14 protein-coding genes and 1 pseudogene are annotated in these 14,385 nt (G+C 68.2%); 9 read left to right on the top strand and 6 right to left on the bottom strand.

Annotated elements, in window-relative coordinates; genetic code table 11:
- Window positions 1-429: pseudogene (locus tag ACOMG5_RS07470) on the bottom strand (acetyl-CoA C-acetyltransferase); the annotation flags it as partial.
- A gap of 378 nt (window positions 430-807) precedes the next feature.
- Window positions 808-1,653 carry an EAL domain-containing protein gene (locus ACOMG5_RS07465; RefSeq protein ID WP_420343167.1) on the bottom strand — a complete coding sequence of 282 codons (846 nt, stop codon included), beginning with the start codon at window positions 1,651-1,653 and terminating at the stop codon, window positions 808-810.
- A 153-nt stretch (window positions 1,654-1,806) separates the two neighbouring features.
- On the opposite strand from ACOMG5_RS07465, the gene ACOMG5_RS07460 reads away from it, so the two are divergent.
- Window positions 1,807-3,072: a hypothetical protein gene (locus ACOMG5_RS07460; RefSeq protein ID WP_420343166.1), complete on the top strand. Its 1,266-nt coding sequence runs from the start codon at window positions 1,807-1,809 to the stop codon at window positions 3,070-3,072.
- Window positions 3,073-3,435: 363 nt separating this feature from the next.
- Here the strand turns inward: ACOMG5_RS07460 and ACOMG5_RS07455 are convergent, their stop codons facing one another.
- Complete coding sequence (locus ACOMG5_RS07455) at window positions 3,436-3,975, bottom strand: TlpA family protein disulfide reductase (RefSeq protein WP_420343165.1); 540 nt, start codon at window positions 3,973-3,975, stop codon at window positions 3,436-3,438.
- A 24-nt stretch (window positions 3,976-3,999) separates the two neighbouring features.
- On the opposite strand from ACOMG5_RS07455, the gene argH reads away from it, so the two are divergent.
- Genes argH through ACOMG5_RS07430 form a run of 5 tightly spaced genes read left to right on the top strand, consistent with a single transcriptional unit; the run spans window position 4,000 to window position 9,646 of the window.
- Window positions 4,000-5,400: an argininosuccinate lyase gene (argH, locus tag ACOMG5_RS07450; RefSeq protein ID WP_420343164.1), complete on the top strand. Its 1,401-nt coding sequence runs from the start codon at window positions 4,000-4,002 to the stop codon at window positions 5,398-5,400.
- On the top strand, window positions 5,397-5,537 hold the full coding sequence (locus tag ACOMG5_RS07445) for a lipoprotein (RefSeq protein WP_420343163.1): 141 nt from the start codon (window positions 5,397-5,399) through the stop codon (window positions 5,535-5,537). The genes argH and ACOMG5_RS07445 overlap by 4 nt, the downstream gene beginning before the upstream one ends.
- A complete protein-coding gene (locus tag ACOMG5_RS07440; RefSeq protein ID WP_420343162.1) occupies window positions 5,537-5,752 on the top strand; it encodes a hypothetical protein in 216 nt (71 codons plus the stop codon). Before ACOMG5_RS07445 ends, ACOMG5_RS07440 begins: the two co-directional genes overlap by 1 nt.
- 53 nt (window positions 5,753-5,805) lie before the next feature.
- Window positions 5,806-7,071: a diaminopimelate decarboxylase gene (lysA, locus tag ACOMG5_RS07435; protein WP_420343161.1), complete on the top strand. Its 1,266-nt coding sequence runs from the start codon at window positions 5,806-5,808 to the stop codon at window positions 7,069-7,071.
- A 28-nt stretch (window positions 7,072-7,099) separates the two neighbouring features.
- A complete protein-coding gene (locus ACOMG5_RS07430) occupies window positions 7,100-9,646 on the top strand; it encodes a DUF4175 domain-containing protein (protein ID WP_420343160.1) in 2,547 nt (848 codons plus the stop codon).
- On the opposite strand, the gene ACOMG5_RS07425 is transcribed toward ACOMG5_RS07430, so the two are convergent.
- Window positions 9,643-10,569, bottom strand: a complete 927-nt coding sequence (locus tag ACOMG5_RS07425) for a zinc-ribbon domain-containing protein (protein ID WP_420343159.1) — start codon at window positions 10,567-10,569, stop codon at window positions 9,643-9,645. The two genes, ACOMG5_RS07430 and ACOMG5_RS07425, sit on opposite strands and share 4 nt — an antisense overlap.
- Before the next feature lie 122 nt (window positions 10,570-10,691).
- Here ACOMG5_RS07425 and ACOMG5_RS07420 point away from each other — a divergent pair, with 122 nt between their 5' ends.
- The 3 genes from ACOMG5_RS07420 to ACOMG5_RS07410 are packed head-to-tail and all read left to right on the top strand — an operon-like array spanning window position 10,692 to window position 12,984.
- On the top strand, window positions 10,692-11,363 hold the full coding sequence (locus ACOMG5_RS07420) for a cell division ATP-binding protein FtsE (protein WP_420343158.1): 672 nt from the start codon (window positions 10,692-10,694) through the stop codon (window positions 11,361-11,363).
- A gap of 11 nt (window positions 11,364-11,374) precedes the next feature.
- Entirely contained in the window at window positions 11,375-12,259 is an 885-nt protein-coding gene (locus ACOMG5_RS07415; RefSeq protein ID WP_420343203.1) for a cell division protein FtsX, read from the top strand.
- Entirely contained in the window at window positions 12,256-12,984 is a 729-nt protein-coding gene (locus ACOMG5_RS07410; RefSeq protein WP_420343157.1) for a lysophospholipid acyltransferase family protein, read from the top strand. Before ACOMG5_RS07415 ends, ACOMG5_RS07410 begins: the two co-directional genes overlap by 4 nt.
- A gap of 3 nt (window positions 12,985-12,987) precedes the next feature.
- Here the strand turns inward: ACOMG5_RS07410 and ACOMG5_RS07405 are convergent, their stop codons facing one another.
- Together ACOMG5_RS07405 and ACOMG5_RS07400 are read right to left on the bottom strand one after the other, a co-directional pair.
- Window positions 12,988-13,302, bottom strand: a complete 315-nt coding sequence (locus ACOMG5_RS07405; RefSeq protein WP_420343156.1) for a DMT family transporter — start codon at window positions 13,300-13,302, stop codon at window positions 12,988-12,990.
- On the bottom strand, window positions 13,299-14,261 hold the full coding sequence (locus tag ACOMG5_RS07400) for an acetyl-CoA carboxylase carboxyltransferase subunit alpha (RefSeq protein ID WP_420343155.1): 963 nt from the start codon (window positions 14,259-14,261) through the stop codon (window positions 13,299-13,301). Before ACOMG5_RS07400 ends, ACOMG5_RS07405 begins: the two co-directional genes overlap by 4 nt.
- Between the last annotated feature and the right edge of the window lie 124 nt (window positions 14,262-14,385).

Here is a 14,385-nt window from a genome sequence, read left to right as displayed (position 1 = left end):
GATCATGGTGTCGATGAACTTCATGTCGCCCATCTTCTGGCCCGCGCGCAGATGCGCCGCATGGGCGGAGAGCGACATGCTTTCCTGACCGCCGGCGATCACAACCGAAGCATCGCCAAGCGCGATATGCTGGGCGCCGAGGGCAACGGCGCGCAGGCCCGAGCCGCAGACCTGGTTGATGCCCCAGGCGGCCGATTCGACCGGTAGGCCGGCATGGATATGGGCCTGGCGCGCCGGGTTCTGGCCCTGGGCCGCGGTCAGCACCTGGCCGAGGATGGTTTCGGAGACATCCGCCTTTTCGATTCCGGCCCGGGCGACGACGGCCTCGATCACCGCTGCGCCCAGTTCATGCGCCGGGGTATTGGCAAAGGAGCCGTTGAAGCTGCCGACTGCGGTGCGCGCAGCCGAGACGATTACCACGTTGGTCATGTGTCCTCTCCTCAAAGGAAACCCGGCAGGCAGGGCACCGGGATCGGGGAGGAGGATGCCCGACAGGAGGGGTAGGTCAAGCGGATTTGCCACGGGGTGGCAATTTGTATCGTTCCCGCAGACTTTGGTCGGGGGGCGTGGGAGGGTGAGTATGCCAGCCGAAGGTCTCTGACGTGCCGCTGCGCTTGGGCCGCCGGGGCTGCGTGTGATGCGCCGGGGTCAGATCCTGGATCAATATGATCCGGCCTAGGGTGTCAGGCTCTGCGGAAGACCCGAGGGCGGCAACGCGGCGGCACGATTTCTTGGTCTGGAGTGCCGGGCTGCGGGCCATTCCGCGAGGCGGTTTGGGCAAATCCTTCTGACACGCGTCCCCGCAGGTCAGGCGCTGCGTACCGTCGATGCCTCGGCCAGCTTCCAGGGCGGCAGGACGCTCGGGGCACCGAAATAATAGCCCTGCATGCAGTCCACGCCTATTTCCGTCAGATAAGCCGCATCGGCAGCGCTCTCGACGGCTTCGGCGACGGTGAACATCTCGAAATGTTTCGCGATGGAGATCAGCGCGGCGGTCAGGACCTGATTGTCGGGGTTGTCCGCGATACCACGAATGAACTGGCCGTCGATCTTGAGGATGTCGAAGTAGAACTCGCGCAGGTAGCGGAATGACGTGTAGCCCGCGCCGAAATCGTCCAGCGCGAAGCTGACCCCGCGTTCCTGAAGCTCTCCCATGAAGGCCATGACGATCTCGGGCATCTGCATCGCCGAGCTTTCCGTGATTTCCAGAATCAAGCGCTCGGAGATGGTCGTGTCACGGCCAAGGCCCGAGTTGAGCACGCGCTGCCATTGCGGATAGCCGATCGAGCGCGCGGACATGTTGACTGCCAGGCGCAGAGACGGATCTTCGGCCAGCGCATTGAGGCCGAGTTCGAGTGCCAGACAATCGATTCGGCGCCCGGTTTCATTTGTCTCGGCCTCGTCGATGAAATCGCGCGCGGGGATGATCCGGCCCGAATTGTCCAGCAGACGTATCAGGCCCTCATGGAAGGCCGGGCGCTCCGGGTTGCTGGTCTGTACGATCGGCTGGAAGGCCAGAAGAACCTGACGTTGGTCCAGCGCGCGCTGCACCATCGACAGCACTTCGCTGTCGCGCCGCGCGATGGCGTAGTCGAGCGGGCTGCACAGGGCGGGGTCAAGCGGATCCTTGGGAGGGAAGACGCTCTTGGACATGACAAACTCCGTATCAGGCCCGGCAAGGATCCGGCAACCGGGCTAACAACCCGTAAACGGCGGCCAAACTTCGAGAATTCGTGAACAGGGGTCGCTTAACCGGCTGGAAAGGAAGGCATCCTAGCCTGCGGGCAGCAGAGGCCCGGAGGGAAGATGAACATCCGCAAAGACATTTCCGCCGATCGGGCGGTCGGTCAGGAGGCGTTGGCGCCCCTGTACACGCGGGTGAATGCGGCGGGAATCGTGCGCGCGGTCAGCCCGTCTGTCGTCAGGCAGCTGGGCATTTCTGCAGTGGATCTTATCGGTGCGCCGCTGCGCGTCATGCAGGTCTGCGACCAGCCGCAGGTGCTGACCGACGTGATCACGGAGGCGCTCGCTGCGGGCGAACCCGCCGTTGCCTATCAGAAAATTCGCATGGCCGAGGGGCGCGACGTCTGGATGGTGGTGTTCCACCTTCCCACCGAGGATGGGCTGCTACAGCTGCGCATTCCCGCATTGGCAGAGACATTTTCGGGCGTTCCGGAGCTTTATGCCAAACTGAATGCGGATACGGGCAGCCGTGCGAGCCAGTTGCAGGTGCTGCAGCGCGGGTTCGCCGCCTACGGGGGCTATTCCGTTCACGCCATCGGTCAGGAGCTTCCCGCGCGCGCGGATGCGTTGGGCAAGCCGCGCAACCAACGCGCTCATGTCATGCACCGGGTCAGCGATGCGCTCGACAATGCACTGAAGGAAAAAATCGAACTGATGCGCAGCTTCAATGCGCTGCAGCTGATCCCGAACAATATGCGCATCGTCGCATCGCGGCTGGAGCCCGCCGGGGGGCCGATTTCTGCCATCGCCGAGAATTACAAAGCCTCTTCGGCGGCGATTTCGCAGCGGCTCGCGAGCTTCATCAGTGCGCCCGACAGCCTCTGCGAGCAACTGCGGGCTCAGATCATGCGGATGCTGATCCAGATGGCGGCCCGGCGCCTGCTGCTCGATGTGCGTTCGACGAATTTCACCCCTGTCGCCGGGCAAGAGGCCGAATCGCCGGCTCTGGATCAGCGGTGGCAGGAGGAATGCACGATGATGATCGCCACTGCGGACAGAATCGGCCGCGAATCGCGCAGCGCGATGGCCGGCGCCGAGGAATTTGCCGCCCGCTTTGGCCGCGCCAGCGCCGATATCCGTCGTCATATGCTGGGGCTCGACACGATCCGAGTGCTGGGGCGGGTCGAATGCAGCCGCCTGCACGAGAGCGAGGGGCTGTCCGCGACGATCGACCAACTGGACGCCTTCCATTCTGAAATCCGCACACGGCTGGAAGCGATCATCCGGTATGCCGAGGTGGTCAGCGAGGCGATGGGAGAGATCCCGGGGACGGACCAAAGGACGGCTACGAGACCTCGAAACATGGCTTTTCATGCCGTTAGAACCTAAGGCGGGAAGTCGCTCCAGATGCGCAGATCTGAGGTCGGCATCGGGGGGGCGGTTCTTTGCGGCCCGGGCCAGGTGATCTCATTTTGCGTCTCCGGGAGTTTCCCGCGCGCGCACTGGTGCCTCGAAGTGCCTTTTGATCTTTCGGAGCGGCGCGCGGGTCCGCCGCGCGGGGAATGCCGGATGCGCCGCCAGGTGGCATAACCGCTCGGTCAGGCCCACGCGCACCGCCCCTTGCCTGGCCAACCATCGGGGCACGGGAGAGACCGACTGCGGCGGCCGCTGTCTGGTTTCCTGCGGGGGAGCCACATAGCCCGGCAGATACTATCGGCCGTGCGCAACGACTTTGGTCGCCCCGCCGCGCCCCTATTCCATCAGCGCCGCGATCACCTTGCGGGCCTCGGGGGCGTTCCAGTCGGCATCGCCGATCAGCCGCGCGACCTCGCGGCCCTCGCGGTCGATCAGCACCGAGACCGGCAGCCCCATGACCCCCATCGCACGGGCCAGCTGCTGGCGCTCGTCCTGATAGCGGGGCAGGCGTGTCACCCCGGCCTCGGCGAAGAAACGCTGGATCTGCGCCTGCGGATTGCGCCCGGTGGCGATGGTCACCACGGCGAAACGCGCGCCGCCCATGGCGCCCTGCAGGGCATCGAGCGCGGGCATTTCCTTGCGGCAGGGCGCGCACCATGTCGCCCAGAAATTCACCAGAACTGCCTTGCCGCGAAAGTCCTTCAGGCTGTGCTCGGCCCCGCCCTCATCGGTGAAGGGCAGCTCCGGCACCGCGAGCGGCTCCTCGTAGACCACCAGTTTCGCCATGTCGCCCGCCTTCAATGCGGCGAGATCGGCCGCCGTGGCAGCGTTTGCGCACAGGCTCAGGGCCGTATAAAGGACGAACAGACGCAGCATGATGCCTCCCGAAAGGGCCGAACGATGACCGACAGCACGGAAAAATCCTCGAACGCCATGTGGGGCGGGCGCTTCGCCGCCGGTCCGGACGCGATCATGGAGGCGATCAACGCCTCGATCTCGTTCGACAAGCGGCTCTATGCGCAGGATATCCGCGGCAGCCGGGCCCATGCAGCGATGCTCGCGGCGACAGGCATCCTCACCGATAAAGACGCCGAGGCGATCCGGGAAGGCCTGCTCACGGTCTTGTCAGAAATCGAGGCGGGCGATTTCCCGTTCTCGACCGCGCTCGAGGACATCCACATGAACGTGGAATCGCGGCTGAAGGAGATCATCGGCGAACCGGCCGGGCGGCTGCATACCGCGCGCTCGCGCAACGATCAGGTGGCAACGGATTTCCGGCTCTGGGTGCGAGACCAGTGCGATGCCGCCGCCGCGGCGCTGGAGGCGCTGATCCGGGCGCTGCTCGCGCGGGCGGAGGCCACGGCGGATTGGGTGATGCCGGGCTTCACCCATCTGCAGACGGCGCAGCCGGTGACCTTCGGCCACCACATGATGGCCTATGTGGAAATGTTCGCCCGTGACCTGTCGCGCTTCCGGGATGCGCGCAAGCGGATGAACGAATCGCCCCTCGGCGCCGCGGCGCTGGCCGGCACCGGCTTCCCGATCGACCGCTTTGCCACCGCGCAGGCGCTCGGCTTCGACCGGCCGATGGCGAACAGCCTCGATGCCGTATCGGACCGCGATTTCGCGCTCGAATTCCTCTCGGCCTCCTCGATCTGCGCGGTGCACCTGAGCCGCATGGCCGAAGAGCTGGTGATCTGGTCCTCGGCGCAGTTCCGCTTCGTGGCGATGTCGGACAAATGGTCCACCGGCTCGTCGATCATGCCGCAGAAGCGCAACCCGGATGCGGCCGAGCTGATCCGCGCCAAGATCGGGCGGATCCTTGGCGCCACGGTCGCGCTGTTCACCGTGATGAAGGGCCTGCCGCTGGCCTATTCCAAGGACATGCAGGAAGACAAGGAGCAGGTCTTCGATGCCGCCGACACGCTGATGCTGGCGCTCGCGGCGATGACCGGGATGATCTCCGACCTGAGCGTGAACCAGCCGAAGCTGGAGGCGGCGGCCTCCAGCGGCTTCTCCACCGCCACCGATCTGGCCGACTGGCTGGTGCGCAAGGCCGGGCTGCCGTTCCGCGAGGCGCATCATGTCACCGGCTCGCTGGTGGCGATGGCGGAGAAGACCGGCGTGGATCTGCCGGAACTGACGCTCGCGCAGATGCAATCGGTGCATTCCGCGATCACTGATGATATATTTTCCGTGCTCGGGGTGCATAATTCGGTCGCCTCGCGGCAATCCTATGGCGGCACGGCCCCCGATCAGGTGCGTGCGCAGATCGCCCGCTGGAAGGAATACCTGAAGTGAGACAGATCCTGATCCTGGCAACCCTCGCCGCGCTCGCTGGCTGCGGCGTGGATGGCCCGCCGCAGCCGCCGCAACAGGCGCAGCCCGGTGTGACCATCTCGGGCGAAGCCAGGACGGGTGTCTCGGCGCGGCTCTGATGCGCTGGCTGCTGCTCATCGCGGCGCTCGCCGGCTGCGCGTCCGACCCGCCGCCGGTGCGCAGCCCGAGCGTCGGTGTCTATCGCGGCGCGGGCGGGCAGGTGGGCACTTCGGTGGCCTCCGGGGTCGGGCCCGTCACCGTGGGCGTGAACAACCACGGCGGCGGTTTCCTGGGCACCCATCTCGGCCCGATCCACGTCGGCGCCGGCTTCTGATTGCGCGGCTCCCGGTTCTGCGCTAGCGAACGGCGCACAGCAGGGAGCGCGCCATGGACCATTTCCTCTATCGCAACGGCATCCTCCACGCCGAGGACGTGCCGATCCCCGAGATCGTCGCGGCTGTCGGCACGCCGGTCTATGTCTATTCCGCGGCAACCCTGACGCGCCATTTCCGCCTGTTCGACGAAGCCCTGGGCGCGATGCCGCACCTCGTGTGCTTCGCGATCAAGTCGAATTCGAACCTCGCCGTGCTGAAGCTTCTGGGCAGCCTTGGCGCCGGGATGGATGTGGTCTCGGGTGGCGAATACCGCCGGGCGAAGGCTGCAGGCGTGCCGGGCGAGCGGATCGTATTTTCCGGCGTGGGCAAGACCCCGGAGGAAATCCGCCTCGCGCTCACCGGCGGCATCCGCCAGTTCAACGTGGAATCGGAGCCCGAACTGCTGGCGATTTCGCGGATCGCGGCGGAGCTTGGCCTGCGCGCGCCAGTGGCGCTGCGGGTCAATCCCGATGTCGATGCCCAGACCCATGAGAAGATCGCCACCGGCAAATCCGAGAATAAGTTCGGCATCCCGATTGCGAAGGCCCGCGACGTCTATGCGATGGCGGCCGCCCTGCCGGGCATCGAGGTGATCGGGATCGATGTGCATATCGGCTCGCAGCTGACCCAGCTCGAGCCCTTCGAGGCGGCGTTCCGCAAGGTCCGCGCCCTGACCGAGGCGCTGCGCGCCGATGGCCACGATATCCGCCGGCTCGATCTGGGCGGGGGGCTCGGGATTCCCTATACCCGCTCGAACGAGGCGCCGCCGCTGCCGGTGGAATATGTGGGCGTGATCCGCGAGACGCTGGGCGATCTGGGCTGCGAGATCGAGATCGAGCCCGGCCGCCTGATCTCCGGCAATGCCGGGATCCTGGTGTCCTCGGTGATCTATCTGAAGGAAGGCGAGGGGCGGAATTTCCTCATCGTCGATGCGGCGATGAACGATCTGGTGCGCCCCTCCATGTATGGCGCCTGGCACGATATCGTGCCGGTGCTGGAGCCCGCGCCGGGCACGCCGCTCGCGCCCCTCGATGTGGTCGGCCCCGTCTGCGAGACCGGCGACACCTTCGCCCGCGCCCGCGCCCTGCCGCCGCTCGCGGCCGAAGATGTCGTGGCGTTTCGCTCGGCCGGGGCCTATGGTGCGGTGATGGCATCCGAATACAATTCCCGCCCGCTGGTGCCCGAGGTGCTGGTCAGCGGGGATCAATTCGCTGTCATTCGCCCGAGACCGAGCTTTGAGGAAATGCTCGGGCGCGATACCATCCCCGAGTGGCTCTAGGCATTCCGCCCGGCGCCGGAAAGGACCGATGCGCCGACGCTCTGCCCCTCCGCCCTCGCCGCTTGCGGCCTTCGCCCGCCCGATCGCGCTGACGCGGGCGGCTATGGTGCTGGAGCGGGGGCTACGCGCGTTCTGGCCGCTCCTCTCCGTTTGCGCGCTGTGCTTTGCCGCGCTGGCCTTCGGGCTCTGGCGCGTGCTGGATCCGCTCGGGCAATGGCTGGCGCTGAGCGTTGCGGGGCTGGCCGTGCTCGCCGCGGCCGGGTTCGGCCTGTGGCGGTTCCGCTGGCCGAGCCGGGCGGCCGCCGTGGCGCGGCTCGATGCGACACTCCCCGGACGGCCGCTGACGGCGCTGGTCGATGGGCTGGCGCTTGGCGCTGAGGATCCGGCGGCGGCCGCGCTCTGGCAGGTGCACCTGCGCCGGATGATGCGGCTTGCGCAGGGCGCGCGGGCGGTGGCGCCCGCGCCCGATCTCGCCCGGCGCGATCCGTTCGGCCTGCGGCTGACGGCGGCTGCGGCGCTGGTCCTCGCGCTGATTTTCGGCGCGCCGATCGCGGGGCTATCCCCCGGCCCCGTGCCCGGCACCACCGGCCCGGCGCAGGCCGCGCTCGGGCCGAGCTGGGAAGGCTGGGCGGAGCCGCCACGCTATACCCGCAAGCCGGGCCTCTATCTGAACAGCCTCGACACCGCCGAAATCACCGTGCCCGAAGGCACCCGCTTCGCCTTCCGTTTCTATGGCTCCGAAGTGCCGTTCACCGAAAGCGTCTCCAGCCCGGCCGCGCCGCCGCAGGCCGCGTCCGATGATGCGGTGCCGCGGCGCGATTTCGAGGCGGTCCGCTCGGGTGTGATCGAGATCGGCGGCCCGCTCGGGCGCGGCTTCCGGGTGACGGTGCTGCCCGATGCGGCGCCCTCGGTGATGCTGCTGGGCGTGGCGGAGCGCCGCGCCGATGGCAAGATGGCGCAGCCCTTCCATGCGATGGACGATTATGCCGTGGTCTCGGGCCATGCCCGGATCACGCTCGATCTGGCCGCAGTGCCGCGCCGCTATGGGCTTCGGGCGGAGCCCGAACCGCGCGAGGATCTGGTCTTCGACCTGCCGATGCCCTTCTCCGGCTCGCGCGCCGATTTCACCGAGCAGATCGTCGAGGATGCGTCGAAGCACCCTTGGGCAAACCTGCCGGTGAAGCTCACGCTCGAGGTGGAGGATGGCCGCGGCCAGCAGGGCAGCACCGGCGCGCAGAGCCTGGAGCTGCCGGGGCGGCGGTTCTTCGATCCGCGCGCGGCGGCGCTGATCGAGCTGCGGCGCGATCTGCTCTGGTCGCGCGCCAATGCGGCCAGCACGGCGCAGCTGCTGCGCGCGATCACCAACCGGCCCGGAGATCTGTTTCCGGTGCCGCAGATGGCCGAGACCCTGCGCCAGGCGGCGCTGCGGCTGGAGGAGCCGGAGCTGAGCCCTGAGGCGCGTGATGAGATCGCCGAGAAGCTCTGGGAGCTGGCGCTGCTGCTGGAGGATGGCGGCCTGTCCGATGCGCTGCAGGCGATGCAGCAGGCGCAGCAGCGGCTTTCGGAGGCAATCCGCAATGGCGCCTCCAAGGACGAGGTCGCCAAGCTGATGCAGGAGCTGAAAGAGGCCACCGACCGCTACCTGCAGATGCTCGCGGAGCGCGGCCAGCAGCAGGAGCAGGGTCCGCAGTTCGGCCAGCAACAGCAGCAGGGCCAGCAGATCACCGGCGATCAGATCCAGCAGATGATGGACGAGATCCAGAAGCTGATGAACGAGGGCCGCATGGCCGAGGCGCAGGAGCTGCTGGATCAGCTGGCGCGGCTGATGGAGAACCTGAAGGTGACCCAGGGTCAGGGCGGCGAAGGCGGCCCGGGCAGCCAGGCGATGCGCGATCTGGGCCAGACGCTGCGCGACCAGCAACAGCTTTCCGACGATGCCTTCCGCGGCATGCAGCAGCAGCCGGGGGATGGCCAGCAGCCGGGCGAGGGCACGCAGGGGCAGCAGCCCGGATCCGGCCAAGGCCAAGGGCAGGGCCCGGGGCAAGGCGAGGGGCAAGGCCTGGCGGAGCGGCAAGGCGCCCTGCGCCGCGAGCTGGACCGGCAGCGCGGGCTGCTGCCGCAAATGGGTGGCGAACAGGGCGAGGCCGCGCGGCGGCAGCTCGACGAGGCGGGCCGCGCCATGGAGGGCGCCGAGCAGGCGCTGCGCCAGGGCGACAATGGCACCGCGCTCGACCAGCAGGCCGATGCGATCGAGGCGCTGCGCGAGGGCATGCGCAACCTGCGCGATGCGCTGGCGCAGGAAGGCGGCCAGAACGGTGAGCGCAGCCCGGGCGAGGGCGAGCAGCGCACCGGCGATGCGATGGGCGGCCAGCCCGGGCGCGAGCTGCCGCGCGACCCGCTCGGGCGCGCCACGGGCGAGGGCGCGCAGATCGGCTCCGAGCGCAACATGCTACAGGGCGAGGATGTGTATCGCCGGGCCCGCGACCTGCTCGACGAGATCCGGCGCCGCTCCGCGGACCGGCTGCGCTCGGCCGAGGAGCTGGATTACCTGCGCCGGCTGCTGGACCGGTTCTAGTCGCCCAGCACCGCCTGCACTTCGGCGATCAGCGCGCTCACATGCGCATCGAGCCAGAGCCGCCCCGCGTTCACCTGCAGCACATAGGCCTCCAGCCCGGGCGCGAGCGCCGGCAGCGCCCGGCCGATCTGCGGGGCGAAGCCATAGGTGGCCGTGGCCAGCGCGGCCGCCGCCATCACCGTGCCGAAGCCCAGCCGGAAGCCCGCCCGGTGCCGGTCCAGCACCTGGGGGGTGTCGAGCGTCGCGGGTTCGCCCGGGCGGTCGGCGCTCGCCCGCAGCGAGGAGTTGATCTCGCCGATATCGGGCAGCGAGACCACCTCGGCCTCTGCCGGGCCATCGTCTTCGGCCTCGGCCACGGCCTCGGCCACGATCACGGGCGCCGCCGCCACCAGCGGCTCCGCATCGGAAAACACCCGCGGCAGCGCCAGGGCGACTGTCTTGCCGCGGCTTGCCGGGCCGCCCGGGGGCTGCAGGCGCACGGCGGGGCGCAGCACTTCGGGGCGCTGCGGCTCCAGGATCATCTCTTCCTGCGTTTCCAGGGCGCCGCTTTCGGCGCGGCGCGCCTGGGCTTCGCGCTCGGCCTCCTCGCGCAGGATCGCGAGCAGGGAATCGTCCAGCGGCCGGCGCGGCACCGCGCCTGCAGCGGGAGCAGGGCCGATCTCCTCCCGGTTGTTCTCGGCGCGGTTGTCCTCGGCCCAGGCCCGCAGCGCGGCGGCGCTCACCGGGCCGGGATCGGGCGCGCCATCGGGCTCCCAGTCATCCTCGGGCAGGGTGACGGCCTTTTCCTCCGACAGCAGGATCGGGCGGCTCTTCTGGAACCAGACATGGCCACAGGCGGAGCATTGCACATCGCGCCCGGCGTCGGGAATGACACCGTCGTCGACCTCGTACTGGGCCCCGCATCCCGGACAGATCAGCCGCATGCCCCTCCCACTCCGACGTCAATCGGCATTCTGGCAATTCTTCTGCACATGTTGTAGCAAGCGCCAAACCATTATCCAAGGGTTTGAGTGCCCGCGCGGACGGGCCGTCAGAGGGGTGCGCATTGATCGAGCTGCAGAATGTGGCGGTGGGCTATGGCGGAAGCGAGCTCCTGGCGGAGATGACGCTGAAGCTGGTGCCGGGCTCGTTCCACTTCCTCACCGGCCCCTCGGGCGCGGGCAAGACCACCTTTCTGAAACTGTGCTATGCGGAGCTGCTGCCTGCGGCCGGCTTCATCGGCCTGTTCGGCCAGGATGTGCGGATGATGGGGCGCGACGATATCGCCCGCACCCGTCAGCGCATCGGCATCGTGCACCAGGACTGCCAGTTCCTGGACCATCTGTCGCTGGTGGAGAATGTGGCGCTTCCCCTTACGGTTGCGGGGCGCGGGGTCGATATCGGCGAGCTGAAGGAGCTGCTGAGCTGGGTGGGCCTGCGGGCGCAGGCCAATGCGCTGCCGCCACAATTGTCGGGCGGGGAGCGGCAGCGGGCGGCCTTGGCGCGGGCGGTGATGACATCGCCCGAAGTGATCCTCGCGGACGAGCCCACCGGCAACCTGGATTGGGAAATGTCGCTGCGGCTCCTGTCGCTGCTGGTGGAGCTGAACCGGATGGGCAAGACGGTCGTGATCGCGACGCATGATCTGAACCTGATCCGGCAGGCCAAGCAGCAGGTGCAGGCGCGGGTGCTGCGCATTGCCGGGCGGCGGCTGCATCTGGCGGGGGCAGACCTGTGATCCGCGCCGTGATGATGTTCCTGCGCGCCGAGGGTACGGCGGTGGACCGGGTGGTGCCGCCGTCGTCGCATACCGCGAACCTTACCGTGCTCACCTCCGCGGCTATGGCGTTTCTGGCCGTGTTCGCGCTGGCGCTGTCGCTCGCGACAGGCCGGCTGGCGGATCGCTGGTCCGATGCGCTGGCGCGCTCGGCCACGATCCGGATCTCGGCCCCGGCCGAGCAGATGGAGGCGCAGACCCGCGCCGTGCTGGACGCGCTGAAAACCACGCCCGGGATCGAGAGCTACCACGCCCTCGACGAGGCCGAGATGAAGACCCTGCTCGACCCCTGGTTCGGCCCCGACCTGCCGGTGGAGAGCCTGCCGCTGCCGACGCTCGTCGAGCTGACCGAAACCTCCGCCGGAATGGATGCCGAGGGGCTGCGGATGCGGCTCGCGGCCGAGGCCCCCGGCGCGGTGCTCGATGACCATACCCGCTGGCGGCGGCCGCTGGTGGCAGCGGCGGGGCGGCTGCGCTTCCTCGGGGTGCTGTCGCTGCTCCTGATCGGCGGGGCGATGGCGGGGATGATCACGCTGGCGGCGCAGGCCTCGCTGGCCGCGAACGGGCAGGTGATCCGCACGCTGCGGCTCGTCGGCGCGCGCGACAGTTTCATCGCCCGGGCTTTTGAGCGCCGCTTCACCCTGCGCGGCGCCATCGGGGCTGCGCTCGGCACGGTGCTGGGCATGCTGGCGGTGGCGTTGCTGCCTGCGGCGAACGCGGCCGGCGGCTTCCTCACCGGGCTCGGCTTCACCGGCTGGGGCTGGCTCTGGCCGTTCATCATCCCGCCGCTGGCGGCCGGGGTGGCCTTCTGGGCGACGCGGATGGCCGCGCGCCATATGCTGCGGGGGATCCGGTGATCGTGGTGCAATACATCCGTTCGTTCGTCTTCATCGTGCAGATGTATGTGGTGATGGCGGTGATGGCGGTCGGGCTGTTCCCGGTTGCGCTGCTGGGGGGGCGCGGCGCGGCGGTCTGGGTCTGCCGGAGCTATTGCAAATGGGTGCGGCTGTCGCTGCGCGTCCTCGTCGGGCTGCGCACCGAAATCCGCGGCCCGGTGCCGCAGGGCGATGCGCTGATCGCCTCGAAGCATCAGAGCTTCCTCGACATCCTGCTGATCTACTCGGCCCTGCCGCGGGGCAAGTTCATCATGAAGAAGGAGCTGATCTGGACCCCCTTCGTCGGCTGGTACGCCTGGCTGATCGGCTGCATTCCGGTGGATCGCAGCAAGGGCGGCAAGGCGGTGAAATCCATGCTGCGCGCGGCGCGCAATCCGCGCTATGCGGGCGGCCAGCTGATCATCTTCCCGCAGGGGACCCGGGTCGCGCCGGGCGCGCGCAAGGAATACAAGATCGGCGCCGCCGCGCTCTACCGCGAGCTGAAGCTGCCCTGCATCCCGGCCGCAACCAATGTGGGCGTGTTCTGGGCCCGCCATGGCATCCTGCGCAAGCCGGGCCTCGCGGTGGTCGAATTCCTGCCCGCGATCGCGCCGGGAGAGGATCCGCATGGCTTCATGACCCGGATCGAGACCGAGATCGAGGCCGCCTCCGACCGGCTTATGGCCGAAGCGGGCTTTCGCGGCTAGGCCTCAGGCCGTCTTGAGTGCGACGACGCCACCGAGGATCAGCACGATGCCCAGAACCCGCTGCAGGCCAAGCGGCTCACCAAGCAGCACCATCGCCATCACCGCGGTGCCAAGCGCACCGATCCCGCCCCAGACCGCATAGGCGGTGGCGACGGGAATATCGCGCGCCGCGCGCTCCAGCAGCCAGACGCTGAGGAAAATCAGCACGATGGTGCCTGCGGAGGGCCAGAACCGGGTGAATCCTTCGGAATATTTCATCCCGATCACCCAGCCGATCTCCAGCAGCCCTGCCAGCAGCAGGACGAGCCATGCCGTCATGCTGCGAGGCCCTTGGAGCCCATGTCCAGGAACTTCTTGCGCCGGTCCTTGATCAGCTCGGAGGGCTTCTTGCCCTTCATCTCTTCGAGCATGAAGGCGATTTCCGATCCTACCGCGGCGATCGTCGCTGCGCGGTCGCGTTGCGCGCCCCCGAGCGGCTCCTTGATGATCCGGTCGATCACGGCGAGCTTCTTCAGGTCCTGCGCGGTCAGGCGCAGCGCCTCGGCGGCCTCGCGCATCTTCTCGGCATCCTTCCACAGGATCGAGGCGCAGCCCTCGGGCGAGATCACCGAATAGACCGAATGCTCCAGCATCGCGATCCGGTTCGCCGTGGCGAAGGCCACCGCGCCGCCGGAGCCGCCCTCGCCGATAATGACCGACACGAGCGGCACGCCGATGGTCAGGCATTTCTCCGTCGAGCGTGCGATCGCCTCGCTCTGCCCGCGCTCCTCCGCGCCCTTGCCCGGATAGGCGCCGGGCGTATCCACCAGCGTGATCACCGGCAGCCGGAACCGGTCCGCCATATCCATCAGCCGGATCGCCTTGCGATAGCCCTCGGGGCGCGCCATGCCGAAATTGCGCTCGATCCGGCTCGCCGTATCATGGCCCTTCTCGTGGCCGATCACCACCACCGGATGGTCGTTGAACCGCGCCAGCCCGCCCATGATGGCGTGGTCGTCGGCGAAGTTCCGGTCCCCGGCCAGCGGCGTGTATTCGGTGAAGATGGCGTCGATGTAATCCTTGCAATGCGGCCGGTCGGGGTGCCGCGCCACCTGCGTCTTGCGCCAGGGCGACAGGTCCTTGTACAGGTCGCGCAGCATCTGCGCCGCCTTCTTGTCGAGGGCGGCCGCTTCCTTCTCCACGTCCATCTGCTCGTTCGCGCGCGCCATCGCGCGCAGCTCCTCCGCCTTGCCTTCGATCTCGGCCAGCGGCTTTTCGAACTCGAGATAGGTGGTCATCGGATCCCTCCGTTACGCGGTGGCGTCTATATGCCGATCTGGCCATGGAATTGCAACCGAAGGCACCTCCGGCCCGCGTTCTCCCGATGCCCACTTTTGGCGCGCCCCGCGCCGGTGCTGTTAA

The sequence above is a fragment of the Paenirhodobacter sp. genome, assembly GCF_041916475.1.
GTDB lineage: Bacteria > Pseudomonadota > Alphaproteobacteria > Rhodobacterales > Rhodobacteraceae > Rhodobacter.
This window is presented reverse-complemented; position numbering and strand designations above follow the sequence as displayed.